The sequence below is a fragment of the Chryseobacterium sp. CFS2 genome (assembly GCF_036543225.1).
In the GTDB taxonomy this organism is placed as follows: domain Bacteria; phylum Bacteroidota; class Bacteroidia; order Flavobacteriales; family Weeksellaceae; genus Chryseobacterium; species Chryseobacterium culicis_A.
In genome coordinates this window covers 387701-413854 of the sequence record NZ_JAZHQU010000004.1, presented here as the reverse complement: position 1 = coordinate 413854, position 26154 = coordinate 387701, and the positions used below count along the sequence as shown (strand labels likewise).

General features: G+C 37.2%; 18 protein-coding genes. 6 read left to right on the top strand and 12 right to left on the bottom strand.

From position 1 onward, the window contains the following. Positions 1 to 8: 8 nt before the first annotated feature. Both ODR02_RS11740 and ODR02_RS11735 read right to left on the bottom strand, forming a co-directional pair. A complete protein-coding gene (locus ODR02_RS11740) occupies positions 9 to 707 on the bottom strand; it encodes a hypothetical protein (RefSeq protein ID WP_209788441.1) in 699 nt (232 codons plus the stop codon). A 122-nt stretch (positions 708 to 829) separates the two neighbouring features. Further along, positions 830 to 1735, bottom strand: a complete 906-nt coding sequence (locus tag ODR02_RS11735; protein WP_309512564.1) for a DMT family transporter — start codon at positions 1733 to 1735, stop codon at positions 830 to 832. Between the two features lie 205 nt (positions 1736 to 1940). Here ODR02_RS11735 and purE point away from each other — a divergent pair, with 205 nt between their 5' ends. Beyond that, positions 1941 to 2444 (top strand): 5-(carboxyamino)imidazole ribonucleotide mutase, encoded by a 504-nt coding sequence (gene purE, locus ODR02_RS11730; RefSeq protein ID WP_034699885.1) that lies wholly within the window; start codon positions 1941 to 1943, stop codon positions 2442 to 2444. A 54-nt stretch (positions 2445 to 2498) separates the two neighbouring features. Here the strand turns inward: purE and ODR02_RS11725 are convergent, their stop codons facing one another. The 7 genes from ODR02_RS11725 to ahcY all read right to left on the bottom strand — a co-directional run bounded on the left by ODR02_RS11725 (position 2499) and on the right by ahcY (position 11891). Continuing rightward, positions 2499 to 4058 carry a BspA family leucine-rich repeat surface protein gene (locus tag ODR02_RS11725; RefSeq protein ID WP_408915464.1) on the bottom strand — a complete coding sequence of 520 codons (1560 nt, stop codon included), beginning with the start codon at positions 4056 to 4058 and terminating at the stop codon, positions 2499 to 2501. A 15-nt stretch (positions 4059 to 4073) separates the two neighbouring features. Next, positions 4074 to 5633, bottom strand: coding sequence for a BspA family leucine-rich repeat surface protein (locus tag ODR02_RS11720; RefSeq protein WP_309512562.1), 1560 nt, complete (start codon positions 5631 to 5633; stop codon positions 4074 to 4076). A 25-nt stretch (positions 5634 to 5658) separates the two neighbouring features. After that, the gene (locus tag ODR02_RS11715) at positions 5659 to 6933 is read right to left on the bottom strand and encodes a BspA family leucine-rich repeat surface protein (protein ID WP_309512561.1); all 1275 of its coding nucleotides are present in this window, start codon (positions 6931 to 6933) and stop codon (positions 5659 to 5661) included. A gap of 79 nt (positions 6934 to 7012) precedes the next feature. After that, positions 7013 to 8827, bottom strand: a complete 1815-nt coding sequence (locus ODR02_RS11710; RefSeq protein WP_309512560.1) for a BspA family leucine-rich repeat surface protein — start codon at positions 8825 to 8827, stop codon at positions 7013 to 7015. Positions 8828 to 8966: 139 nt separating this feature from the next. Beyond that, positions 8967 to 9359: an inner membrane protein YiaA gene (yiaA, locus tag ODR02_RS11705; protein WP_034699887.1), complete on the bottom strand. Its 393-nt coding sequence runs from the start codon at positions 9357 to 9359 to the stop codon at positions 8967 to 8969. Positions 9360 to 9673: 314 nt separating this feature from the next. Continuing rightward, on the bottom strand, positions 9674 to 10474 hold the full coding sequence (locus tag ODR02_RS11700) for a hypothetical protein (RefSeq protein ID WP_309512559.1): 801 nt from the start codon (positions 10472 to 10474) through the stop codon (positions 9674 to 9676). Positions 10475 to 10577: 103 nt separating this feature from the next. Next, the gene (ahcY, locus tag ODR02_RS11695) at positions 10578 to 11891 is read right to left on the bottom strand and encodes an adenosylhomocysteinase (protein ID WP_047421190.1); all 1314 of its coding nucleotides are present in this window, start codon (positions 11889 to 11891) and stop codon (positions 10578 to 10580) included. 167 nt (positions 11892 to 12058) lie between these two features. Between ahcY and ODR02_RS11690 the strand changes: the two genes are divergently transcribed. Together ODR02_RS11690 and ODR02_RS11685 are read left to right on the top strand one after the other, a co-directional pair. Continuing rightward, positions 12059 to 12577, top strand: coding sequence for a pyridoxamine 5'-phosphate oxidase family protein (locus tag ODR02_RS11690; protein ID WP_309512558.1), 519 nt, complete (start codon positions 12059 to 12061; stop codon positions 12575 to 12577). A 271-nt stretch (positions 12578 to 12848) separates the two neighbouring features. Further along, complete coding sequence (locus ODR02_RS11685) at positions 12849 to 13463, top strand: 4'-phosphopantetheinyl transferase family protein (protein ID WP_209788468.1); 615 nt, start codon at positions 12849 to 12851, stop codon at positions 13461 to 13463. On the opposite strand, the gene ODR02_RS11680 is transcribed toward ODR02_RS11685, so the two are convergent. Beyond that, on the bottom strand, positions 13444 to 15708 hold the full coding sequence (locus ODR02_RS11680) for an FUSC family protein (RefSeq protein ID WP_309512557.1): 2265 nt from the start codon (positions 15706 to 15708) through the stop codon (positions 13444 to 13446). The two genes, ODR02_RS11685 and ODR02_RS11680, sit on opposite strands and share 20 nt — an antisense overlap. 226 nt (positions 15709 to 15934) lie before the next feature. Between ODR02_RS11680 and blaCHM the strand changes: the two genes are divergently transcribed. Then, the gene (blaCHM, locus tag ODR02_RS11675) at positions 15935 to 16693 is read left to right on the top strand and encodes a CHM family subclass B1 metallo-beta-lactamase (RefSeq protein WP_309512556.1); all 759 of its coding nucleotides are present in this window, start codon (positions 15935 to 15937) and stop codon (positions 16691 to 16693) included. A gap of 979 nt (positions 16694 to 17672) precedes the next feature. On the opposite strand, the gene porV is transcribed toward blaCHM, so the two are convergent. Then, the gene (gene porV, locus ODR02_RS11670; RefSeq protein WP_105680985.1) at positions 17673 to 18836 is read right to left on the bottom strand and encodes a type IX secretion system outer membrane channel protein PorV; all 1164 of its coding nucleotides are present in this window, start codon (positions 18834 to 18836) and stop codon (positions 17673 to 17675) included. A gap of 59 nt (positions 18837 to 18895) precedes the next feature. Further along, the gene (gene porU / locus ODR02_RS11665) at positions 18896 to 22798 is read right to left on the bottom strand and encodes a type IX secretion system sortase PorU (RefSeq protein WP_209788476.1); all 3903 of its coding nucleotides are present in this window, start codon (positions 22796 to 22798) and stop codon (positions 18896 to 18898) included. 164 nt (positions 22799 to 22962) lie between these two features. Here porU and gldJ point away from each other — a divergent pair, with 164 nt between their 5' ends. Together gldJ and ODR02_RS11655 are read left to right on the top strand one after the other, a co-directional pair. Continuing rightward, positions 22963 to 24564, top strand: a complete 1602-nt coding sequence (gene gldJ / locus ODR02_RS11660; protein WP_105680983.1) for a gliding motility lipoprotein GldJ — start codon at positions 22963 to 22965, stop codon at positions 24562 to 24564. Between the two features lie 153 nt (positions 24565 to 24717). Next, the gene (locus tag ODR02_RS11655) at positions 24718 to 25989 is read left to right on the top strand and encodes a UDP-N-acetylmuramoyl-tripeptide--D-alanyl-D-alanine ligase (RefSeq protein ID WP_309512555.1); all 1272 of its coding nucleotides are present in this window, start codon (positions 24718 to 24720) and stop codon (positions 25987 to 25989) included. Positions 25990 to 26154: the final 165 nt, after the last annotated feature.

Genomic DNA, 26154 nt, shown 5'->3' with positions numbered 1-26154 from the left:
AATATTCCTTAGTATTCTAAAGGAATAAAGACAATTCCCGACACATCAAACCCTTGTATATTGGTCTTCCAGACAGGAGATGTTTTTACGATATCGGTGAGTTGTTTTTTGATGGTATCAGCAATATTCAAATTTTTTATTTCTACAAAAGTTGGAACACCATTTGGGTCTATATCTAAAATAAGAACAGAATTCCCTTTCTCTTTTTTCTTATATTTCTTTTCCAGAACCGGATAGATATTTTTTTCAATCCATTGATACAATGCTGCTTCACCACCTGCGAATTCGGGATGCGGAGGTTTATTGTCTTTGAATTTTGGAGGAAGATCCTTTGGATAAGAGGCCAGATTTGAATTTTCTTTGACTAAGGTAAGTACTCCTTTTTTATTGGGACTATAGATTTTATGGTTGATTTTTTCTGTAGTAAGATCAATATCTACAAAATGAATTTCTGTATTGTTCATTCTGTACATACCTCTGTGAGTTTCTTCCCCTGATATTTTTTTAATAAGAGCATTTTCTCTGATAGTATCCCCTTTATTAGGAATCATATATAATTCCTGATCGGTTTCTTTGTCTTTTTTGTTTTGAATATAGATTTTGTAATCAAAGCTTTTCAGTTTGATATCTTCCCTGGGCTCTGCTTTTTGAGAAAAATAAAATGCAGGAAGAAGTAAAACAGTAATGATGGATAGTTTTTGCTTCATGGTTATACTCGTTGTGTTTGGGCAAATGTAAAGAAATTCTGATACTTACCTGTAAATTTTAACTGAATTTAATGGTTAGAAATACAACAGAGCAAATAAAAAATTGAGGAAAATTTTACATATTATGCTACTTTCTGCCTCCTGAACATCTCCGGTTTGTAGTTAATAATAAAAACACCACAAATGATCATGACAGCTGCAAGAATAAATTTGAAAGTCACTTTTTCATCCATAATCAGCCAGCCTAGAAATATCGCAATGATGGTGTTGATATAAGCAAGGATGGAAACCTGAACCGGTGAAATTTTTGTCAATGCATAATGAAAGGCAAAAAAAGCAGCTACAGAACCAAAAACAGAAAGGTATAGCATGGCTGAAATACTTTTAATGGTCCAGCTTCCAAAGTTATAATTTTCAGAAAACAGGAAAGCAAAAATAATCTGAACAACGCCTGCAAATAAGAATTGATAAAACAGGTTTAACGTTATATTTCCGCTCTGAATATTTAATTTCTTTGTGAAAATAGTTCCGGAAGCCCAGCCTGCAATGGCACAGAACAGGAAGATCATACCCATTCTGTAATCGGGGTTGGCAAGATCTTTCAGTCCATCCCAGAAAATAAAAAGAATTCCGCTGAAACAAAGCAAAACACCACTAAGGGCACGCAAACTAAACTTTTGTAATCCTACAGCCACACTTCCCAGAAATACCAGAATAGGTGAGCAGGCACTGATCAATGATGCAAGGCTGCTTGATACCGTTTCTTCAGCTACCGTAGTCATACCGTTGGCAACCACCAGCATCAGAGAAGCGAAAATGATCTGATATCCCAGATTCTTCCATCCAATCCATTTGAATTCCTTTCTTGAAAGAAGAACGATAAGCATGATAACAGAAGCCAGAAACTGTCGGATTCCGGCAACAAACCATGCAGGAATTGTTTCCACAGCCACACGGATGGCCAAAAAAGTTGTTCCCCAAACAATGGCAACAGTGAGAACAGCAAAAATAAGTTTATAATCTTTCAACGTGAATAAAGTGTAACAAACAAATGTAGAGGTTTTAAAATGATTATAATGGGTACAGTTGTTTCAATTTTTAATGATACAGATAAGAAAGGAAATAGTGGTAGGTTTTTGTTTAAATGTTGGATTGTGATTAAAAGAACTTCCTGCTTCCTGCTTCCAACTTCCAGCTTTATTTTTTATCTTTGAACATCTAATAAAATTGAAGATGGTAGGAATTATTATGGGCAGTCAGAGTGATCTGCCGATCATGGAACAGGCTGCAAATTTTCTTAAAAGCCTTGATATCCCTTATGAATTAACGGTAGTTTCAGCACACCGAACACCGGAAAGAATGTTTGATTATGCAAAGACTGCTCAGGAAAGAGGGTTGAAAGTAATTGTGGCAGGAGCTGGCGGAGCGGCACATCTTCCGGGAATGGTAGCAAGCTGTACTACACTTCCGGTAATTGGAGTTCCTATTTTGTCCAGTAATTCAATAGATGGATGGGATTCCGTTTTGTCTATTCTTCAGATGCCTGGTGGAATTCCGGTAGCGACTGTAGCTTTGAACGGTGCTTTGAACGCAGGGATTTTAGCAGCAAAAATTTTAGGAAGCGGTAATGAAGAAGTAGCCGCAAAACTTCAGAAATATCAGGATTCCTTGAAAGATAAAGTATTAGGAACAGTAGATGATATTAAAGCTCAGCATCCTAATCATTTTGACAAATAGTTGATCTTTACATTCACAATAAAAAGCCTCACTTTCCAGCGAGGCTTCTTTGTTTTATTTCTTAATGAACTTTGAAGAGAGGGTAGTATCTTTCAGAATGAGTTGTAAAATGTAATTTCCTTTTGGTAAAGATCCTACATTAATCATATCCTTATTGGGATTTCCTTCCAGTACAAGTCTTCCACTTGCATCAAAAATTCTATACTTTTTAATATCACTTAATCCTTCAATATGAATATCATCTACCGCGGGATTGGGATATAGTGAAAGTTTTTTATTCAGCTTTACCTCCGATGAAGAGAGTAAACAATTTCCTATTGTATCACCAGACATTGTCCATCCTTTACTGATGAGAATATTCCTTTTATCTGCTGCATTGGAAGCATAAGTCAAAGGAGTTACAATATCTAAATCAACATTATTGGCAGCATTAGGATTATCTGCCCATCCGGCAAGGGTTTTACTGAAATTTTCACAATCCATTCCTGTCTGCATCAAAGCCTGCGCTCCATTATTAACGCTGGCAAGATTCCAGCTTGCAAGCGATTGATTAAAGTTCGGAGTCTCCTTAAGGATCTGATCTATTCTGGTAACCTTGGTCATGTCCCAATTTTCCAGAGAATGGTTAAAAGCTGTACAGCCATGAATAGCATGGGCCATATTGGTAATTTTAGACGTATTCCAATTATTTAAAGATTGATTGAAACCAGAATCAAAATGAAACATAAAACGAATATCTTCAAGGCTTGAAGTATCCCAGTTATCCATAGGTTGATTGTAGCTTGGGCAAAGCGCAAACATCCATTTCATATCCTTTACATTGGAAACATTCCAGTTGTTCACGGTTTGATTAAAGATTCCTCGTCCTGCAAACATAAAGCTGAGATCAGTTGCTGATGACATATCCCAGTTATTAAGATAAGGAGAATTGAACTGATCAGGAAGCGTAGTATTGATACTGTCAAAAATAAGAGCAAACATAAATCTGAAATTCTTAATCTTTGAAGTATCCCAATTTTGCATAGAACTGTTCCCCGTAAAGCTTTTTGCAGCATAAAACATATACGAAGCATCTTTAACATTATTAAGATCGGGAGTATCCGTGGCTGTAATCTGAATGAGCTTACATTGGCTGAAAGCACTGTTCATAGAGTTCCATGCGATGTTTCCCCATTGTTCTATTTCCAATACTTTATCAGCACTTCCATTGATCTGCCAGATCGGGAAAATCTGGTCCGGAAGCTGAACCTCCTGTACGTCTCCAAATTTTATTTGCTGAAAAACACCATTTCCATTGCTTACTTTTACTCTGTACTTTGCATCATTTTTTTCTGCGATTGATGTACCAAAATCAATAAAAACCTGTTTTGTAGATGTTACATTGGTAAGGGAGCCATTATGTTGGGGGAAACCTACTTCCTCCCAATAGATGTCATAGTTTTCACCAATTCCGGGAAACCATATTTGTTGAGTATCTGCCTGATAGGGAGCACTTACAGTGATTGGTTGTATTACCGTAGAAGCAGGCTTCCAGATAGTGATAAATTCATTCTGGGCTTTCGCAACGAATATCAGTAAAATAAAAAAGCCCACCCAAATTTTTTTCAATACCATATTGAGGTTTTATAGTTATTTCTTAATGAATTTTGAAGAGAAGGTGTTTTCTTTCATGATCAGTTGTATCATATAATTTCCTTTAGGCAGGGAGCTTACATTGATGATGTCATTATTGGGATTTCCTTCCTTGACAAGTCTTCCGCTGGCATCATAAATTTTATAGCGCTTTATATCACTTAATCCTTCAACATGAATGTCATCTACTGCAGGATTAGGATATAGCGAAAGTTTTTTACTCAGTCTTACATCTGATGAAGATAATAAGCAACTTCCTACTGTATCACCTATTAATGACCAACCTTTATTGATGAGAATATCCCTTTTGTCCGACACGTTTGAAGCATATTTTAATCCCGTTAGAGAACCTAATGCAATATTGTTGGCTGTATTAGGATTGTTGGCCCATCCCATCAATGTTTTGCTGTAATTTTCACAATTAAGGCCTGACAGTGTTAAAGCACCATTACCATTGATAAGAGAAACTAAGTTCCAGTTTCCCAATGACTGATTGAAACCTGATGCAATATTAAGCATCTGATCTATTCTGGTCACCTTTGTCATATCCCAATTTTCTAAAGACTGATTAAAGGTTGTACAACCATGAAATACATGGGCCATATTGGTCACTTTGGAAGTGTTCCAGTTTAACGGCTGATTGAAAACAGGAATCATATGAAACATAAAATGCATGTCCTCTAAACTTGAAGTATCCCAGTTATCTAGACGCTGATTGAAGCTTGCACACTGGCCAAACATCCAGCTCATATCCGTCACTTTTGAAACATCCCAGCTGTTAAGAGTCTGGTTAAAAACAGTTCTGTTTCCGAACATATAGCTGAGGTTGGTGGCTGAAGACATATTCCAGCTGTCCAGATAAGGGGAGTTGAACTGTTCTATTACGGCAGAAGATGGATTCACATCGAATAAGAGAGAAAGCATAAAACTAAAATTCTTAATTTTCGAAGTATCCCAGTTTTGCATAGAACTGGCTCCCTTAAAGCTGGTTGTACCATAAAACATAAAAGAAGCATCTTCCACATTATTAAGATTGGGAGTATCTGTTGCTGTAAGCTGCATAAGCCTGCACAGGCTGAAGGCGCTTTCCATGGTAGTCCATGAAATATTACCCCATTGTTCTATTTCCAGTATTTTATCTGAACTTCCATTGATCTGCCAGATAGGAATGACTTGCTCAGGACCAGGAAATAGTTGAGGAGTTCCGAATTTTATTTGTCTGAAAGTTCCGTTACCATTCGTAACTTTTACCCTGTATTTTGCATCATTTTTTTCTGCGATTGACGTACCGAAGTCAATAAGAACCTGTTTTGTGGAAGTTACATCGAGAAGGGAACCATTGTGCTGCGGATAGCCTACTTCCTCCCAATAAATGTCATAATTATCACCAATTCCGGGAAACCATATCTGCTGAGTCGTTGCCTGGTAGGGAGCATCTACATTTACTGCGGGTAATACGGTAGAAGCAGGTTTCCAGATGGTGATGAATTCGTCCTGAGCCTTTACAATGAAAGCCAGCAAAAGAAAGATGAATGTTGGTATTTTTTTTAAAGTCATGATGAATGTCTATCGTTTTCTTGGGTTATTTTTTGATGAATGGGAAAGAATGCATTGTATTCTTCGTGAAAATCTGCAGGATATAACTGCCCGGAGATAAAAGTCTGACAGATATTTCGTTATGCTCCAGTTGGTCTTTAGCAACTGTTCTTCCGCTCATATCTGTTATTGTATACCTTACTGCATTCGGAATATTTTTCAGATAAATATGATCTTTTACCGGATTGGGATAGATGGAGGTTTTGTTTTTAATTTCCGTTTCAGAAGTTGAAAGTGTCTGGTTGCATACTCCATTGTAAGTATCACCGGAAATAGTCCATCCTTTATTATTGATTAAATAATTTCTTGCAGCTACAGCATCGACATGAGAATAAACCAATGGTGCTGCGCTGGATAGATTGATATTATTCGGGGTTGATGGGTTGTGGCTCCATCCGTAAAGGGTTTTATCATAATTCAGGCAGCTCATGGCAGAATTGAGAAACATACCGGTTGCTGTTGTTAATGAGCTTAAATCCCATCTTCCAATATTTTGATTGAAAGCAGTGTCATGGAACATTTCGTTCATATTCGTTACGCTTCCCGTGTTCCAGTTTTGTAGATCCTGATTGAAATTTTCTGAATCATGAAACATATGCTCCATGGTGGTAACTTTAGCTGTGTTCCATTTATTCAAAGGTTGGTTAAATCCTGTGTAATCAAACATATAAGACATATCTGTAACGTTCGAAGTATCCCAGTTTCCCAAGGGTTGGTTGAAAAGATTATCATCACCAAACATATAATGCATATCTGTAATGGTGGAGGTATTCCATGTATTGAAAGAAGAATTACCAATAAGTGAAATGCATAAATAAAACATCTGACGCATACTGGTAACCATACTGAGGTCTGGAGCATCTGTGGCTGTTACATCCATATTATCGCAGTATACAAAAGCATTGTCAAAACTCTTCCATTTTATATTTCCCCACTGAGCAATTTGAGTGAGTTTGGAACGGTCTGCCGCATTGTAAACCGGGATTGATGAACCATTATAAAATCTTACCTGATCAAAACTTCCGTTTCCATTGCTGATTTTGATTCTGTAACTGGCCTGGGTAGGAGATGGGTTTAATGGTGTTCCTAAGTTGATGATGAATTCAGTGGTTGAAGTTACACTGCTCATTGTTCCGTTATGCTGAGGATATCCTACTTCTTCCCAGTAGACATGAAAGTTGGTTCCTCTTCCTGGAAATTTAATGAGTTGTGCATTCTGAGTTTTCCAGATGGTGATGAACTCATTTTGGGCCTTTGCCATGAGTATCATCAAAAGAAAAATGAGTATTGGAATTTTTTTTAAGATCATGTTTATTGTTTATGGAATTAGTTTTCTTGGGTTATTTTTTGATGAATGAGAATGAATGTACTGTATCCTTTGTGAAAATCTGCAGAACATAATTTCCCGGAGACAAAAGACGGACAGATATTTCGCTATGTCCCAGCTTGTCTTTAGCAACTGTTCTTCCGCTCATATCGGTTATTGTATACCTTATCATATTCTGAATATTTTTCAGATAAATCATATCCGATACAGGATTGGGATACATCTGAGGGGTAGTATTAAGGCTGTAATCTGAAGTTCCCAGTTGATGTTCACAGGTGCCTAAATTATCTCCCAGAAAGCTCCATCCTTTTACATTGAGAAGATGATTTCTTGAAGGAGTTGCAGTATCGGAATAAGTTAAGTCTGAAACGATACCAAGGTGAATACTATTGGGAGTATTACCGTTATTAGACCATCCAATAAGGGTGTTACTGTAATTTCTGCAGTCTAATCCTGAAGAAGTAAGCATTGAGGCGGCAGTTGTTAAGGAGTTCAGATTCCATTTTTCTAAAGTGTGGTTGTATGAAGTGGTCTCCATTAGCATTAAATCCATATTGGTAACGGTACTGACATTCCAGTTTTCCAGTGAATGGGTGAATTCATAGCAGCCGTGAAGCATGTGTTCCATGTTGACAACTTTAGCTGTATTCCAATTGCTTATATTCTGATTGAAATACGGATTGAAATGAAACATAAAAGACATATCCGTCACGCTTCCCGTGTCCCAGGAAGTCATAGGCTCGTTGTAGCTTACAGCGAGTGCAAACATGAGTGACATATTACCTACTTTGGAGGTATCCCAGCTGTTAATATTTTGATTAAAACTTAAAGCTCCGTTAAATGTTCTGGACATATCGGTTACTTTTGAGGTATTCCAGTGATTGAGTGGCTGGTTGAATTTTGGGGCTAATGAAAAGATACCACTAAGACTTGTTACATTTGAAATATTCCAGGTATTGATTGGTTGATTAAATTCCTTTGCTCCATTGAATATATCAATGATGTTCGTAAGAGACTCTGTATTCCAGTCTTGTAAAGGCTGGTTAAACTTTTCTGCACTCATAAACATCGATTGCATATTGGTAACTTTAGAGACATCCCAGGTTTTTAAAGTTTGATTGAAATGTTTTGAAAAATAAAACATACGGGACATATTGGTAACATTTGATGTGTTCCAGTTATCAATCGGAGAATTGAATGTTGTTTGCGAAAACAGCTCAGACATATCTTGTACAGATGAAGTATCCCAGCTGTTTATTGAATTATTGGATGTGAAATTCTTTGCAGATTTGAACATTCCGGACAGATCTGTAACTTGGGACAGATCGGGTGCATCGGAAGCCGTGAGAGTTATATTAGGACAGTTCGCAAAAGCATTGTTCATTGTACTCCATTGGATATTCCCCCATTGGGAAATCTCAAGCAGTTTATCCATACTTCCATTGTATTTCACTCCTGTAGAAGGTAAATATTCAGTAGAAAGTATTCTGAAAGTCCCATTTCCACCGCTTACTTTTACCTGATAACTGGCTTGCATTGAATTTGGATGTAATGGTGTTCCGAAGTCTATAAGTACCTGCTTTGTGGAAGTAACATTATTCATTGTTCCCTGGTGTGACGGATAACCTACTTCTTCCCAGCTTATGGTAAAATTATTGCCGATAGCAGGAAACCAGATTTGATTGTTCCCTGCGGGATAGGGAGCTGTAACGGATATGGGAACGGTGCTTATAAAGCCGGGCTGCCAAATAGTAATAAACTCATCCTGAGCTTTTGAAAGCTGAAATAATAGAATAAACAGAAGAGAAAAGAGTAGTTTTTTGTACATGTCATTAGTTTGTGAAATAAGCACAGCTAAAATAACAAAAAACTTAATATATTTTTAATGTAAATGTTAAATTTGTAGTATTTTATAAATTTTAATGAATTTATTTAAATAAAAAACTCTCCAAAATGGAGAGTTTACTTTATTCCTGAAGCATGTTGTCACGTGTATTTTTCTGGACTGCGATGGCTCCGAAGAGCGCAAGCAAAAAGGCAAATGCATAAAAACCTTTTTCGCTGGGAAGAATGGTGGCATTCCAAAGTCCGATAGCCAATAATACAATAGATGATAATGTGGCAAACCAGCAGATCCCATAATAAATATCTGTCACCTGAATGTTTTCTAACCTGTCACGTACTGCTTTCTGTAACGAAACAACGGCAAACAAACCATAAAGAAGTATGGTGAAATAATATCCTTTTTCATTCAGCAGCATTTCCGCTCTTGCAAGACCAACAATAAAGCCAATCATTCCTGCGCCTAATGCTACCCATGATGCGGCAACGAACGCATTCGATACTCTTTGTTTTTTCATAGTTTAATGTTTTGTTTAAAGGGGCTAAGATATTCATTTTTTATAAATAGAGCCTAAGCACAGGGGAAATATGGGTAAAATACGGGTGATGGTTAATATATTTTAAGTTTTAGCTAAAGCCAGTGAATTTTATTTAACAGCCAACAGATTTATAATTCATCATTCATCATTCATCATTCATCATTTACTTCCCTAGCCCCGATAGCAGCGGTTACCCCGCAACCAGCGTTGAGGCTCTTCGCCTGGCGTGAGGAGTATGAGCGGATAGCGGGATCAGCTTATAAAAAAACTCCCCAAAATTGGAGAGTCTGTTATTATTGAGTGATATATTCGTAATTATACTGAGCTGAAAGGTTTCCGTTGGCTTCTTTTGAGACTACCTGAGTAGGTAAACCGGCGCTGTTGTATTGTATCGTGGAGGTTCTGGTTTGGTTTTGTATCCAGGTTCCGTTACTTTTGTAGCTTATCTTTTCTATCAGATAATTATTGGGGCTCATCACAATGGCTCTGCCCATCATAATTCTAATATACTTGTTGAGATTGGTATAGGGGTTCAGTTTATCATCGTAGGAATACACAACTTTAGTACTGTAACTGGATCCTCCACCCTCTGAAATCTCTGAGGAAATATTGTTCCCATTATAAGCATACGTATCAACGATGGGATTGGAACAGTCTGGCGACTGGCAAAGAGATGTAGAGATCACCTGTCCGTTGGTATTATAATTATAGGTAATCGTTCGGTTGTAATCCGGATGAGTGTCGTAGATTGCTTTAACGCTTGCCAGCTGATCTCCGTTATAATTAAAAGCAGAATAGTATTCCAGTGTCTGGTTGGTATTATAATGATTTATCTTTACAGGCTTCCCGTTATTGTATTCAAATGTGGAAGTTCCATAGGCGGACGAAGTTTTTGTAAGCTGCCCCTGACTATTGTATTCAAGGGTTTCTACGCTGGTTTGAGGCTGTGATGGATTATCATAGTAAACTGTAGTGATTTTACTTAATAACATTTTTGGTTCGGAAGGATTATTGGTTCCCTCATTATCATCATTGCTGCAGCTGTTAAGGAATACAACAGCGCTCATTATTCCCAGAAATAAGTAGTTTTTCATGTTATTTTTTTAGTTGACAAAAATAAGGAATTGCTCTGCGGCACTCCATAAAAAATCCCACTATCTTAGAAATAGTGGGATAATATCATATTTTATTTAGATCTTAGTATCTGTAGTATTCAGGCTTGAATGGCCCTTTTACGTCTACTCCGATATACTCAGCCTGCTCAGGAGAAAGAGTTTCCAGCTCTACGCTTAATTTCTTAAGGTGTAAAGCAGCTACTTTCTCATCTAAGTGCTTAGGAAGCATGTATACTTCGTTTTTGTAAGCAGCAGAATTGTTCCATAATTCGATCTGAGCCAAAGTCTGGTTAGAGAAAGAGTTAGACATTACAAAACTTGGGTGACCTGTAGCACATCCTAAGTTTACCAATCTACCTTCTGCAAGGATGATTACTTCTTTTCCTTCAATAGTATAAATGTCTACCTGAGGTTTTACTTCAGATTTAGTCTGACCGTAGTTTTTGTTTAACCAAGCCATATCGATTTCGTTGTCGAAGTGACCGATGTTACAAACGATAGCTTTATCTTTCATTTTAAGGAAGTGTTCTCCTCTAACGATATTGAAGTTACCTGTTGTAGTGATGATGATATCAGCATTATCTACCACAGTGTCTAATCTTTTTACTTCATATCCGTCCATTGCAGCCTGAAGTGCACAAATTGGATCAATTTCTGTAACGGTAACGATAGAACCTGCTCCTCTGAATGAAGCCGCAGTCCCTTTACCTACGTCTCCGTATCCGCAAACTACCACTCTTTTTCCAGCTAACATTACGTCTGTAGCTCTTCTTACTGCATCTACAGCAGATTCTTTACATCCGTATTTGTTGTCGAATTTAGACTTAGTTACTGAATCATTTACGTTGATCGCCGGCATTACCAGAGTTCCGTTTTTCATTCTTTCGTAAAGTCTGTGTACTCCTGTAGTTGTTTCTTCAGAAAGACCTTTGATATCTTTTGTAAATTCAGGGTATTTATCAAAAACCATGTTTGTTAAATCTCCACCATCATCCAAAATCATGTTTAATGGTTTTCTGTCTTCACCAAAGAATAAAGTCTGCTCAATACACCAGTCAAATTCCTCCTCATTTAACCCTTTCCAAGCATACACCGGAATTCCCGCAGCAGCAATAGCAGCAGCAGCGTGGTCCTGTGTAGAGAAAATATTACAAGATGACCAGGTAACTTCAGCTCCTAAAGCTACCAAAGTCTCGATAAGCACAGCCGTTTGGATCGTCATGTGAAGACATCCTGCGATTCTTGCTCCTTTCAGTGGCTGAGATGGTCCGTACTCTTCACGGATAGACATCAAACCTGGCATTTCTGCCTCTGCAAGAGTAATTTCTTTTCTACCCCATTCTGCAAGGGAGATATCCTTAACTTTATAAGGAACGTATTGTGTTGTAGTACTCATATGTAATGAATAGTTTTTAAATTCAATTGATAACGAAAGGCAAAATTACGATTAATAATTAAGATATAAAAACGGCAGATCAAGTTCAGTTTTATGAGATTAAACATGAGTTAATATTATTTAGTCTTAATATAAATAATTAATTTTAGCTGATAAAAAAATATATTATGAACCGTACCCATACAGAAAAGAAAATCAAACCCGTTGCTCCAAAAGTACAGGAACTGATCAATGCTTCAAAAAGTATCATCCTTGCTACTGTAGATGCTGAAGGAAATCCTAATTCAAGCTATGCTCCCTTTGTACAGGTAGATCAAACTTTTTATATTCTGGTCTCTTTCATGGCAAAACATACTAAAAATCTTGCTGACGGAAGAAAAACATCCATTATGTTTATCGAAGATGAATCGGCTACCAAGCAAATCTATGCCCGCGAGCGCCTTACCATTGAAGCTGCAGCTTCTCAGATTGAAAGAGATTCTGATGTATGGAACACTGTAGTTACCCAGCTTAAAGAAGTTCATGGCAAAGTAGTGGACGTAATTTCTGAAATGGGGGATTTTATTTTAATTGCTCTGCAGCCTGTGAAAGGATCTTATGTAAACGGTTTCGGAAGTGCCTACTTCGTGGATGCCAACCTTGAAATTGTAGAGCATAGAAATGATGTGAATCATCAGGCTAAATAAGTAAGCTGGAGGCTGGGAGAGGGAAGCTAGAGGTTTGTAAAGATTAAGGAAGCAAAGAGTTTGTTTTTTTCTCAACGGATTCTTCGGTCTGAAAATTCTTTTTACCACGAATAGTAACTTCGATATTCCAGCTCCCATCTTCCATTCCTTTTTTCATCAAACGATTTTTCTGACTTTATTTATCTCTTGTTTTTATAACGGATAGTAACTTCCATCCTCCCGCTCCCAGCTTCAAGCTTTTTTTAGTATTTTTGTCTCATATAAAAAAAGAATGCCCCTTTACAGAGATTTTTCAGATGATAATGCCACCATCCTTGTTTGGAAATATGATGAAAGTGAAGAACTTGATATCAACCAACTTCTGGAACCGGAAAATGCTGAGAAGGTAAAAGATTATCATCCCAAGAAATTATTGGAAGTTCTGATGGTACGCAAGCTTCTGAAAGGATTAAAGCCCCATTCTAAGATTTTATATAAAGAAAGAGAGCCTTTTCTTTCTCCCAATGATGCGGAAATTTCTATTACGCATTCTTTTCCCTTTGCAGCCATTGCCATTTCTAAAAACAAAATAGGAATTGATGTTGAAAAGTTCAATCCTAAGATTTTAAGGGTGATCGATAAATTTACCTATGAAAATGAGCGCGGTTTTATTCCTGAAGATAAAGCAGACACTTTTTATACAATTATATGGAGTGTAAAAGAAAGTATGTATAAAATTCACCACTCAAAATATTGGTCTTTAAAGAAAAATTATGAGGTGAAACCTTTCGAGCTGAAGCATCTTCATAAAATAAGCTGCCGAGTATATGACGATCAGTTTTCAGATGAATTCAAAGCCAGGGTAGAGTTTTTCGACGATTACTGTTTTACGATTGTGGAGGAGTAGGATCTGTCTCATTTTTGTATTTTTCGATCACTTTTCTCTGTTCTTTTGCTACATCATAGATCAGCTCCAGAATATCGTGGATGTTTTTAAGCTCTGTTAAATGGGATACTTTATCAGGATCTCTTCTGTCAACGATATCATTTTCCTCAATCTCAGTTTTTCTTTTCAGAATCATATCTTCAATAGAAGAATCTTCCGGCTCAAGACGGCTTTCCATTTTCAACGTTTCATTGATATCATTTCCGTTGAGAAGGGTAGAGGTTTGCTGCATTTCGGCTTCAATCTTTCTGCTCCAGCTTTCAGCATCTATTTCAGGGTATTGCTCATTGCTTTTGGAATATTGAGACAGGGAAGCGGTATAGGCCGTAATCAGATGTGAGGTAGCCACAAACTGATGTACAACTTCCAGTTTTTTCTGCTGATTTTTAGGATCAGAAATCATTCTCTGGAAATTATCGGAAAGGTTGGCCAGAGAAATGATCGCATTTTTTCGTTTTACCTTATAATCTTCAAGGTCAAAATTTCCCTGTAAGAATTTAGAGATCACGCTTTGAAAATAAATAAGATTGTCTGCTGCCGATTTTTTCATCAGATCCAGGTTTTGGGTATGTTCCCAGACCGGAAGCACAATATAAGACACAGCAAAAGCAATCATTCCGGCAATAGCGGTATCGAATATTCTGTCTTTAAAAATAATATTGACTTTCCCGGGATTTAAAAAATTAAAACTCAGGAAAACATAGATCGTCATGAATAATACCGCCCAGAAATACCGTCCTTTCAGAAAACTAAAACACATGATCATGCTGATCAGCAGAATGGCAAATAAAACCCCATTAATATGTACAAAATGCAGAATGGCATAAGCAATACTTGCTCCTGCAATTGTTCCATAGAGACGAAGAAGGTTTCTCTGTTTGGTGATGGAATAGGCCGGTTTTAAAATGGCCGTAATGGTAATTAATATCCAATACGTGTGTCCCAATCCCAGAAAATCGAACATGGAAAAAACATATCCCAGCAGCAAAGCTGTTGTAATTCTGATGGCATGGCGGAAATGAGAGGATGATAACGAAATATTATTTCTTAAAACCTTGGCATTAAGTTTAGGCTCATTAGGCATGAATTTTTTCAAGTCTAATCCCGTAGATAAACTCTTCGCCAGTTTGATATCCTGTGAAAATACTTTATAGATTTCGTTAATTTCTTTCGTAATTTCATAGATACGCATCAGGATCTGGCGCAGAATCATGAAATTTTCCAGATTGTCAGGAGAAAGCTGTTTATTTCTGAGTTCGAAATAATTGTAGTTTAAGTTCTTTAATTCCAGTTCCAGATTGGACATAGGTTTTGCTCTGATACCGCTTTGTAATGCGATTCCGATATTGGTGATCTCTTCCGCCAAGAGATTAAGATAATCATGGATATTCACCAGGATCATGCTGTCTTCAAAGCTCTGCTGTAGCTTTTGATAGTCACTTTCAGAGGTCATCAGCTTTTCATGAAGGTCCATGGAATTCAGAAACATCAGCATTAATAAACGGCTGGTGGTTGTAGATTCATTGACGATCGTTCTTGTTTTGAAAACTGTTTCCCTGGTATCTTCCTGCAGGTTTTTTATTTCAATCTGCTTTGCAATAACCTGAGTGGTCAGTTTATTAAAATCCGGATTCTTTTGATAATAATTGGCTTTAATCTTTAAAAACTCAGCCAGCTGAAGATAATTTTCTCCAATCATCTGGCTTGCCAGTTTATACGGACGAATGGTGGTTACAATAAGAAATATGAGTAGAAACCATATACAGCCGCATGCAAAAATCAGCAGACTTTTAAAGATATTACTTCCTGTAAGGTGGCCATCAATAAAGATCGCGAGTACTACAAGTGATAGCGAACCTACAGCGGCCAATCTCTGTCCATAAACACCAATGAGGGAGAAAAACATCCCGAAAACAATGACCTCCAGCAATACCAGCACTTTGATATTCATCACAAGACTTGCAATGAGCGCTACAAATACAAAACAGCAGATGGCAAAAGTAAGAGCATTTCTTCTTCGGATAAAAGGTCCGGGCTGGTCGGTAAGGGCTACAAAGCTGGTTCCTAGCGGAAAAAGGAAATATTCTTTTAAAATCCCAAAGTGGGCGAGGACTAAACAAGGCAGAACAGTAGCTAGTGTAATTCTGATGGCAGAATATACATACTGACTGGTTACAAATTTTTTTAGTTCCGCCGAATAGTTCATACTACAAAAATAGCTATTGAATTTAAGAAAATCGCCATAAAAAAGAGACTTTTCTCAACTTAAATGTTATATTTTTTTAATGAGATGTTATTGTATTCAAAATAACTGACATACGAAGCAGATTGATGATTCATCATTCATACATATCAATTTTAACACAACAGCTAACAAATCTTGTTCCATGAATTCTTACTTTAGCTTATCTCAACTCTTAAGTAACAGTTTCATGAAAAATACTATTAAAAATCTCTTCTTTATATTCTTCTCTTTTTTCATTCTGAGTTGCGGCTCACAGAATAAGGAAAGTTTTAAAGCAAAGAAAATATATGAGTCCAATAATCTGATCATCACTCAGATTTCAGAAAATTCTTTTATCCATACTTCCTTTAAGCAGACGAATGACTTCGGGAATGTACCTTGCAATGGATTGATTGTAAAAGATCATCAAGAAGCTATTGTTTTTGATACTCCTACTGATGATAAAAGTTCAGAAGAATTGATACAATGGATTAAAGGGAAGTTGCATGCAAAAATCAAAGCCGTTATTCCCACCCATTTTCATGATGACAGCTTAGGAGGATTGATGGCGTTTCACAAAAATGGCATTCCCTCTTATTCATATGTGAAAACAATTGAATTAGCGAGAGAGAATAATTTTGTTATTCCTGAAAATGGTTTCAATGATTCTGTTGTTTTGAAAGTAGGGGACAAGGATGTTATGGCAAAATTTTTTGGGGAAGGGCATACAAAAGATAATGTTGTTGGATATTTCCCCAGCGAAAATATTCTTTTTGGCGGATGTTTGTTGAAAGAGCTAGAGGCAGGCAAAGGATATCTGGGGGATGCAAATGTTTCTGCATGGTCTGGTACTGTTGAAAAAGTTAAGAAAGAATATCCCCATGTGAAAATTGTAATTCCGGGACATGGAGAATCTGGAGATGGAAAGCTCCTGGATTATACCATTGCACTGTTTAAAGGTCAATAGTGAATTTTTGCTTCGCAAAGTGAATGGTGAATGGTTATAGTATGTGAAATTGACAAGCGAAGCGGATTGACGATTGACAATTGACAGTTGTTCTTTAGTGAATTTTTGCTTCGCAAAGTGAATAGTGAATGGTTGTAGTATGTGAAATTGACGAGCGGAGCGGATTGACGATTGACAGTTGCTCTTTCCTATTTTCAATAGTGAATTTTTGCTTCGCAAAGTGAATGGTGAATGGTTGTAGTATATGAAATTGACAAGCGAAGCGGATTGACGATTGACGATTGACAGTTACTCTTTCATATTTTCAATAGTGAATTTTTGCTTTGCAAGTGAATGGTGAATGGTTGTAGTATGTGAAATTGACAAGCGAAGCGAATTGACGATTGACAGTTGCTCTTTCATATTTTCAATAGTGAATTTTTGCTTTGCAAGTGAATGGTGAATGGTTGTAGTATGTGAAATTGACAAGCGTAGCGAATTGACGATTGACAATTGACAGTTACTCTTTCATATTTTCAATAGTAAATTTTTGCTTCGCAAAGTGAATGGTGAATGGTTGTAGTATGTGAAATTGACAAGCGTAGCGAATTGACGATTGACAATTGACAGTTACTCTTTCATATTTTCAATAGTGAATTTTTGCTTCGCAAGTGAATGGTGAATGGTTATAGTATGTGAAATTGACAAGCGAAGCGGATTGACGATTGACAGTTGTTCTTTCCTATTTTCAATAGTGAATTTTTGCTTCGCAAAGTGAATAGTGAATGGTTATAGCATGTGAAATTGACAAGCGAAGCGGATTGACGATTGACAGTTGCTCTTTCCTATTTTCAATAGTGAATTTTTGCTTCGCAAAGTGAATGGTGAATGGTTGTAGTATATGAAATTGACAAGCGAAGCGGATTGACGATTGACAATTGCCCATAAAAAAAGCCTCATTACAATGTATGAGGCTTTTTTATATAGCTGTTGCTCTTTTTTAACGATCGTTGTTGGATGTTTCTTCTCCAATGTTCCAGGTAAGACCGAAACGAAGAGTGTTATCCAATGCACTGTTGATTTTAGACATATTGATCAAATAAGAAAGATCCAGTCCGAAAGAACGGTATCTTAAGCCGACACCCGCTGTTGCAAACTGTCTTGCTCCCTGCTCTTCACTTTCGTGGAAGTAACCTCCTCTTACAGAAAAAGCATTGTCATAAGAATATTCTAAAGCACCACTGTACATGATACTGTTTTTATTTTTGAAAGATTTTCCGATACCAGCCATTGGTCCTACATTCGGGATTTGATAAATAGGCTGTCTTGTATTCGGATCTATTCCTGCATACTCAGATCCTGGAACCAAAAGTTTTGATCCTTCTACAGAAATTCCAACTCTGTTCATATCATCCAGGTACATATCGTATCCAACCCCTAATCTTGCCATTGTAGGAAGATAAGATCTTGATTCTTCATTTCCTGTATAATCCAGTTTCGGACCTAAGTTCTGAATAGCGATACCGGCATTCACTTTACCATCATATCCACCAATACTTGAGAATCGTGGAGAGGTATAGTATCCTGAAACGTCTACCGCAAAAGAGTTTGCTGCTTTAAGCGTAGTATCAGTGTTGAATCCTCCGGCTAAGTCTGAACGGATGAATCTACCGGTAACAGCACCGGAGAATGAATCAGAAAGTTTCAAAGCATAGGCAACGTCAATAGAGAATTCGTTTGGTTTTGATGTACCCATTGAAGCAATTTCTGTACCTACCAGCTGAGTCAGGTCTACCTGTCCCATATTGAAATAATAGATACTTGCAGAGATGGTAGATCTTTCTTCCTGCCCCAAAAACTTATGAAACGAAGCATATAATAAGAATACATCATTGGTAAGTTTTCCCATGTAAGGCGTATAGTTAAGACCTACGGAAGAACTTGTCCTGCTGAAGGGATATTTAGCCGCATTCCAGAATTGTGAAAAGGCATCCGGAGAGGTTACCACACCTTGATCTCCCATACCTCCCGATCTTGCATCAGGTGCAATTCTTAGGAAAGGAGCTCCGGTAAGAACTGGGTTTACTTTACCTAAATCTTGCGAATAGCCTAAAAAACCAGCACTCAAACCAAATCCTAAAAGCAGTTTAGTAGTTAAATTCATATGTTGTCTTTTATATATTATCAGTTTTTTATTAATATTATTGTCTATGTTCTATTTTATTATTTCAAAAGTACCATTTTTTCTACAGCTGTAGCACTTCCTTTGCATTTTTCTTGATTTTGACTTTTTGCAAATATCTTAAAAATATACGTACCTTTTGCTACCGTAGACCCAAAATCATCTCTTCCGTCCCATTCTATTGCCTGACGAGGGGTTCTAAAGCCCTGTAGGAACGGTTCTGCGACTACTGGTTGCGATAAAGTTCTTACGAGTCTTCCGGTTATAGTATAAATTTGTACGTTCACATCCAGAATGTCATCACAATTGTGTTCAAACTGAATATATGTTTTATTGGTAAATGGATTTGGCCAGTTCAGCGGACGGTTGATTGTCAGGTGTTGGTCAGATTCATCTTTAACTTCAAAATTTAACGTAGCAGTTGTGGAATTATTGTTTATATCCCAAACTTTAAATGTTAATTGATGTTGCCCTATGGCAAGATTTCTGAAAGGATAGGTTACATTCCCTTTTTGATACTCTGCAAGACTAGGATTTAAACATCCGTTTCCTTCTCCTGCTGCATAGAAATCATTCAAAACAACAGTATTGATAATCTGCCCGTCAAGATATACTGTAATATCGTGGCCTACTCCTGATCCTGTTGAGTTGATTCCTGTATCATCCGTAAGGCAGGCAAGAAGCATAGGGTTCTGGTTGGTAATACCACCATCTGCAAAGTTGGTGTTATTCATATACAGCTTTACTTTTGGAGGTTGATTATCATTAATTCCGTTAGGATTAATATCACCCACCTGTACAGCCTGGTTATTGAAAACATCTGTTGATTTGTTGTCTGCATAGGCTAGTATTCTTCCCTGGCCTACAGCATAGTTAATATCTTTAGGAACATAAAACTCAGCAGTGAATACTCCGTTTACCGCAGTTCCGGCAGATTTTACGATGGCACTTCCTTCTTCAGTATAATCTAAAACCGGAGTTAACACGCCACTGTTATTTAATGTTTTCTTGTTTAATCTTTTATCAAAAATATTGATGCTGACTTTTCCGTTGAAGGTATTATTCAATGTTCCGTTTGGATTATTGATGTGTCCTTTTATCTTTACAAAATCCAACCCTCTTATCAGTCCTGGAACCGGAGTTTCAATATTATCAATGACTAAAAGTCTTTGTGGTCTGCTTAATTTCATAGCAGGGTCACCCAATAAGTTTACTTTTAAGTGATTGCTGTTTGGCCCTTTTTGTTTTTTAGCAATTAAGTGAGCATTTCCTAACGAATTAAAATCATCGTTGGTTAATTTAAAGATATTCTGAGTAAATGTATTGGTAAAATCACGTCCATAATCTACCCCAATAGCACGGCTGGAAGTAATCATTGTGGAAACACCTCCCTGCTTCATCTTAATAAACTGTTCCCCTACAGAGTTGGTGGATGGTTCATCCCATAATGTAAATTCACAAGTGATGGTAGAAACGAATGGGAATCTGCTGTATACATTAGAGAAATTGTTGGCATTCTGAACCTCACTACTCGTCAGAACTCTTTCCTGTGCCCAGCCATTGATTCCTCCATGTCCGAAATAGAACAGATATAAACTGTTTCCGATAGCATTGGAAATCGCCTGATTTACCTGTGGATATCTTCGCCCTCCAGAGGTACTCTGAGCGGTAAAGGCATCCATATATAATTTTTTGACGTTATATTCTTTAAGATCCGTCTGGCCTGGCTGCTCAAATATACTCACCAGAGAATTGTTCATTACGTTATGAAACGGACCTCCACCTTCATCATTATCATCTACAACAAAGTCAAGCCTCATACGCCAGTCTCCGAAAGGACTTGACTGTCCCTGAAGAGAATTGTAATAAGCCAGTGTTTTATTGATCATATCTCCGGCTTCACTTACATTGGCTGCAGGAATTCTACCAACAGGCAGATCCGGTAAGTTATTTTCAATTAATAGCGTGGTCTGCGGTTTGGTCATGACGATATAATCATCCGTCACGAATGATGAAACGTAGTCTGAAGACTGCTCACTCTGATAGCTGGCAACAACGTTTGAATTATTCGGAACCCTGTTTTTATAATCATATGAAGCATCCCCCAGAATAAATACATACTGAAGTCTGCCCAGCGGAGTGTTCAGTTTGCTGACAAAGTCTCTTATTGCAGTAAGATCTTTACTTCCGCTGCCATATTCCTCATAGATTTTGTTAATGTCAACAATTTCTACCTTATAGTTATGGTGAGTCTGATGATAGCTGGCAAGTCGCTGTGCCTGTCCCATCATTTCAGGTACGGTAAGGATGAGATAATCTACATTTTGTATGGCAGAAAGATTCTGGTTGGAAATTCTTCCTACAAACTGAGGACTGAAAGCTGCATCAGCACGGAAAGCTACAAACTCATTGTTGAAATTCTGATCAGCAGCGGTATAGGCAAAGTTGAAAGAGCCGGCTCCTGCTTTATTCACTCTTCGGTTTGCATTGGTAATATCCGTAACGTCCCATACCTGTTCAACATTAGCAGCATTACTGATACTGAAACCATAGGTTGTATTACTTCCACTTACAATCGAATAATCCCTGAAATTCATCTGTGAACCATTGAACGCAAGATTTTCTTTATACTGAACCTCTACATAATCAAAATAGAAGGTTCCATTTGGATTTTTGGAAATATCAGGGTTATAAACCAGTGTAAACTGGTTTCCTGTAAGATTGGTGAGTGTTCCGGAATACGTTACAGGATAAAAGGTATACTGATAACTCGATGTATCCGTAGGGATAACCTGTATCGGATGCGGATTTAAATTGTTGATCTTAAAATCAACAGTATTCTGTTGTGAATTATAGGCTACTACCTGAGTTCTGTATCGTATCACATCATTAGCCTGTATAGGTGAATTGGTAGTAAGCGTTACTGTTTTTTCATTAGTGAAAGGCGTATCTTCTACCCATGTTCTCCCAACCTTTAACAGGTTTTTCTGATCTTTATTGATCACCTGGTAATTGTCATACCTTGTAATCATCTGGGCAGGAAGGTTTCCGTCAACAGTCGGAACTCTTTTTCCCGTACCTTTATCAAAATTGATATAATAATAAGAGAAATCTTCATAGATGTTTTTCACATTATTACTTCTCTCACTGAATCGGGTATCGTGTCTTTTAAAACCATTTCCATTGGCAGTATCATAAAGGTTGTATCCGTCCGGGCCTTGCGCATAGAAAAGAGCATAGTCATTATCATTCCATACCCCATCATCTTCACCTACTACCTGAATGGCATTTTCCTGTAAAGCACCATATCTTGGATCCTGATTGTATTCAGGAAGCATTACCCCTCCGTTTCCGTAAATTCGGAAGTTTTTAGGATTTACAGAACTCGGATTGATTCCATTATCTCTTAAAAACTGTGAAGTGATTTTGAATACTCCGGACTTGTCTACCTTTATTTTGTAGAAGTTTCCACTGGATAAAGGATTGGCAGTAGTTCCTATTTTATTAACCGTTCCTGTAGTATTGATAAAAGAAGAAGCTTCCGAAACATTAAATGAAGACAATCTCTGAACACGGCCCTTTATATTTTTAAATAAAGCAATACTAATGCTGGCATAGCTTTCACCGTTTAAAGTATAATATGAAACATCGGCTACATCATAATCAGGAAGTCTGCCTTTATCCAGCTCAAACAAATCCTGATTGGAAACACCTTCCCAAACAAGGTCTGAAATTTTCAGCTGCTTTTCTCCAATTTTTTGTTGGGTTACTATAAAAACATTATTTTGGCTGAAAGAAAAACCTTCATTTTTAAAATTGGGAAGATTTAATTTTGTGTCACCAAAATCCTGGATTTTAGAACCATTCCATTCTATGGTGTTTCTCTGGGCGTAAAGTGTTGATGCAAAAGCGATTAAAGATAAAAGAGTTATTTTTCGTCTCATGTTTACTATTGAAATTGCTAAATTACAAAATAAATCAAAATTTTAGAATTAAATTGCGATACAATAAAATTAATTTGTTAACGTTTTTCAAAAAAATCAAATGTTTACTTGATTTATTGAATAATTTATTTTTTCTTTGTACTTTGAAAATATTTATATCGACTATGAAAAAACTAAAGTTGTTTTCATTAATAGCATTAAGTTCTACACTTGCATTAACCAGTTGTGGCGGATCAGGAACCAGCAAAGGTGGCGGTACCAAAAAATTTGTCAGTAAAACAGGTTGGAAACCAAACGAAAAACAAGGTTGGTTTTTTGCAGGAAAGCAACAAAAGCAGAAGGGGTGGCCTGGAATGGTATATGTAGAAGGTGGAACTTTTACAATGGGATTAGTGAAAGATGATGTTATGCACGATTGGAATAACACGCCTCGCAGAATGCAGGTAAGTTCATTCTTTATCGGTGAAACTGAAATTACTAACTACGAATACCGCGAATACCTTACATGGTTGAAGTATGTATTCCCACCAAGTGACCCGAGTTTTAAGGAAATCTATAACGGTGCTTTGCCGGATACCTTATTATGGGACAACAAATTAGCAAGAAACGATTATAATGAAACTTATCTGCGTTCTCCGGAGTTTGATTACTATCCGGTAGTAGGAGTTTCCTGGACCCAGGCAAACAGATACTGTGAATGGCTGTCAGACAGAGCGAACGAAAAAGCTTTGATGCAGGCTGGTATTATTGCTAAAGATTTGTATATCAACGAATCTAACAACCAGGGAGGTACTGCTTTCAACATGGATAAATTCAAATCGAATGATCCTGAAATGCAAGGGTATATCAACGAGAAAAGAATGCAGCAAAAAACAGGTATGAAAACTACCAACCAGAGATTGCTTGCTGCTAACAGAGCCCCTAATTCTGCAATGGTACAGAAGTTCAGACTTCCTACCGAAGTAGAGTGGGAATATGCAGCTCTTGGTATGGCTAAAACCAGAGAATATAACCAATATCTAGGTAAAAAACCTGAAATCGAAAGATTAAGAGGTACTAAAGGAAGAGACAGAGGAATGTTCCTTGAAAACTTCAAAATGGGTAAAGGTGACTACTCAGGTATCGCTGGATGGAAGAATGACGGTTCTGCTCAAACTTCTGACGTAAGACAATATCCTTCTAATGATTTAGGAGTGTATGGTATGTACGGAAACGTTGCTGAATGGACGGCTGATGTTTACAGACCAATCATTGACGAAGATTACAACGATTTCAACTATTATAGAGGTAACATGCCTCAGGCAATTGTAAGAAACGGAGACGGTACTTATAAAATGATCGACGAAGGTACTATCAAATATGATACTTTGGCTGACGGAAGATTAGTTTACAAAGGACTTCCTGGACAATTTGAAAGACAGACTATCGCTGACTACAGAAATTATAGAGATGGTGACAGACAATCTTCTTTAGAATATTACAGAGCTTCTGATTCTGCTGCCGGATTCGATATGTACAACGCTCCTAAGAAAAGCTTTGTTGTAGATGGAACAGGTAGAGTGAAATTACAGAAAGATACCAAAGAGAGAACTTCAGGAATTTCTAACGAGGTTAGAGTTGTGAAAGGAGGTTCTTGGCAGGATACAGCGTATTGGCTGGATCCGGGACAAAGAAGATATAAAAATCAAAACAGAGCTTATGGTTGGGTAGGATTCCGTGTTGCACAGGATGCTAGAACTAACGATAAGAGTAGAACTAGAAGATAATATTTATCAAAAAATACTTATAAAAAACCTTCCGAACTTTCGGAAGGTTTTTTTATTTTTGAACCATGAAATCGCTTCGGTTAAAAAGTCTAAAACACTCATGTAGATTTGGCGATTGCATGTGACCACTTTAAAAAAAATATATATTTCCAAATGAATATAGAACAGTTTTATCCTTTATTTCTGCAGGCCGCAAAAGTGACCATTGACAGCAGAAAAATAGCACAGAATGATATTTTCTTTGCTTTTTCCGGTGAGAATTTCAATGCAGCTACTTTAGCAGAAAAAGCCATTGATGATGGAGCTTTGGCCGTGATTGTTGAACTTCCGGAATTTGAAAACAACGATAAAAACATTTTCTATGTTCCGTCTACCCTTGAGTTTTTGCAACAGCTGGCTATTTATCATAGAAGCAAGCTTAGCATTCCTTTTATAGGACTTACGGGAAGTAATGGTAAGACTACCACAAAAGAACTTATTCATGCGGTTCTTTCTGAAAAATTTAATGTTCAGTATACATTTGGAAACCTGAACAATCACATCGGAGTTCCGTTAACAATTCTTTCCATTAAACCGGAGCATGAAATGGCTGTGATTGAAATGGGAGCCAACCATCAGAAAGAAATAGAATTTCTGTGTACCCTTGCTCAACCTGATTTTGGCTATATTACCAATTTTGGAAAAGCCCATTTAGAAGGGTTCGGAGGTTTTGAAGGCGTCATTAAAGGAAAGTCTGAACTGTATGATTATCTTAAAAACAATAACCGAACTATTGTTGTTAACGAAAATGATCCTATTCAGGTAGAAAAAACTGAAAACTATTCACCTAAAATTACTTTTGGAAAAGATACATCCGATTATAATTTTGAATCTTTTTCAGAAGAACATTTTGTAGGGTTGACTTATCAGGGAATAAAAGCCGTTTCAAAGCTGACTGGAGAGTATAATTTTACCAACCTTTGTGCAGCTGCAAGCCTGGGTCTTCATTTTGGAATTGGTTTTGACAAAATACAACACGCACTGGAATGGTATACCCCTACCAATATGAGATCTCAGGTGGTGAAAAAAGAAGGAAGGACTTTGGTTCTGGATACGTATAATGCGAACCCAAGCTCTATGACCGCTTCGTTGAATAACTTTATCAGTTTTGAAGGTACTACAACCATTATCATTGGAGATATGCTGGAATTGGGTGATGAAAGCGAGAAAGAGCATCAGAACATCTTAAAACTGGCTCAGGATCTTCATTTCAATGAAATTATTACTGTGGGAAAACATTTTAAAGCCGTTAATCCTTCAGATCTTGCTTTTGAAAATACAGCAGAGCTGATAGAATATTTGAAACAAAATAGAATTCAGTCCGAAAACATCTTGTTGAAAGGGTCTAGAGGAATTGCTCTGGAGAAGTTGATTGACTTTATTTAATGCAGTAAGGAAGCTGGAGGCTGGGAGAGGGAAGTTCATGAGCGCAATTGAAGAGCGTCCTCTTTTTTATTCAACTTTATAAAATTTCATTGTTAAAATGATCACAGGAAAATGAGGGTGCTGGATCGTAACTTCCAGCTTCACTCTTCCAGCTTCCAGCCTTCT

What these genes read in the sequence shown, in the direction of transcription:
- ODR02_RS11740 (WP_209788441.1), bottom strand. Translation starts at nt 707, where the DNA reads ATGAAGCAAAAACTATCCATCATTACTGTTTTACTTCTTCCTGCATTT.
- purE (WP_034699885.1), top strand. Translation starts at nt 1,941, where the DNA reads ATGGTAGGAATTATTATGGGCAGTCAGAGTGATCTGCCGATCATGGAA.
- ODR02_RS11725 (WP_408915464.1), bottom strand. Translation starts at nt 4,058, where the DNA reads ATGGTATTGAAAAAAATTTGGGTGGGCTTTTTTATTTTACTGATATTC.
- ODR02_RS11720 (WP_309512562.1), bottom strand. Translation starts at nt 5,633, where the DNA reads ATGACTTTAAAAAAAATACCAACATTCATCTTTCTTTTGCTGGCTTTC.
- ODR02_RS11715 (WP_309512561.1), bottom strand. Translation starts at nt 6,933, where the DNA reads ATGGCAAAGGCCCAAAATGAGTTCATCACCATCTGGAAAACTCAGAAT.
- ODR02_RS11710 (WP_309512560.1), bottom strand. Translation starts at nt 8,827, where the DNA reads ATGTACAAAAAACTACTCTTTTCTCTTCTGTTTATTCTATTATTTCAG.
- yiaA (WP_034699887.1), bottom strand. Translation starts at nt 9,359, where the DNA reads ATGAAAAAACAAAGAGTATCGAATGCGTTCGTTGCCGCATCATGGGTA.
- ODR02_RS11700 (WP_309512559.1), bottom strand. Translation starts at nt 10,474, where the DNA reads ATGAAAAACTACTTATTTCTGGGAATAATGAGCGCTGTTGTATTCCTT.
- ahcY (WP_047421190.1), bottom strand. Translation starts at nt 11,891, where the DNA reads ATGAGTACTACAACACAATACGTTCCTTATAAAGTTAAGGATATCTCC.
- ODR02_RS11690 (WP_309512558.1), top strand. Translation starts at nt 12,059, where the DNA reads ATGAACCGTACCCATACAGAAAAGAAAATCAAACCCGTTGCTCCAAAA.
- ODR02_RS11685 (WP_209788468.1), top strand. Translation starts at nt 12,849, where the DNA reads ATGCCCCTTTACAGAGATTTTTCAGATGATAATGCCACCATCCTTGTT.
- ODR02_RS11680 (WP_309512557.1), bottom strand. Translation starts at nt 15,708, where the DNA reads ATGAACTATTCGGCGGAACTAAAAAAATTTGTAACCAGTCAGTATGTA.
- blaCHM (WP_309512556.1), top strand. Translation starts at nt 15,935, where the DNA reads ATGAAAAATACTATTAAAAATCTCTTCTTTATATTCTTCTCTTTTTTC.
- porV (WP_105680985.1), bottom strand. Translation starts at nt 18,836, where the DNA reads ATGAATTTAACTACTAAACTGCTTTTAGGATTTGGTTTGAGTGCTGGT.
- porU (WP_209788476.1), bottom strand. Translation starts at nt 22,798, where the DNA reads ATGAGACGAAAAATAACTCTTTTATCTTTAATCGCTTTTGCATCAACA.
- gldJ (WP_105680983.1), top strand. Translation starts at nt 22,963, where the DNA reads ATGAAAAAACTAAAGTTGTTTTCATTAATAGCATTAAGTTCTACACTT.
- ODR02_RS11655 (WP_309512555.1), top strand. Translation starts at nt 24,718, where the DNA reads ATGAATATAGAACAGTTTTATCCTTTATTTCTGCAGGCCGCAAAAGTG.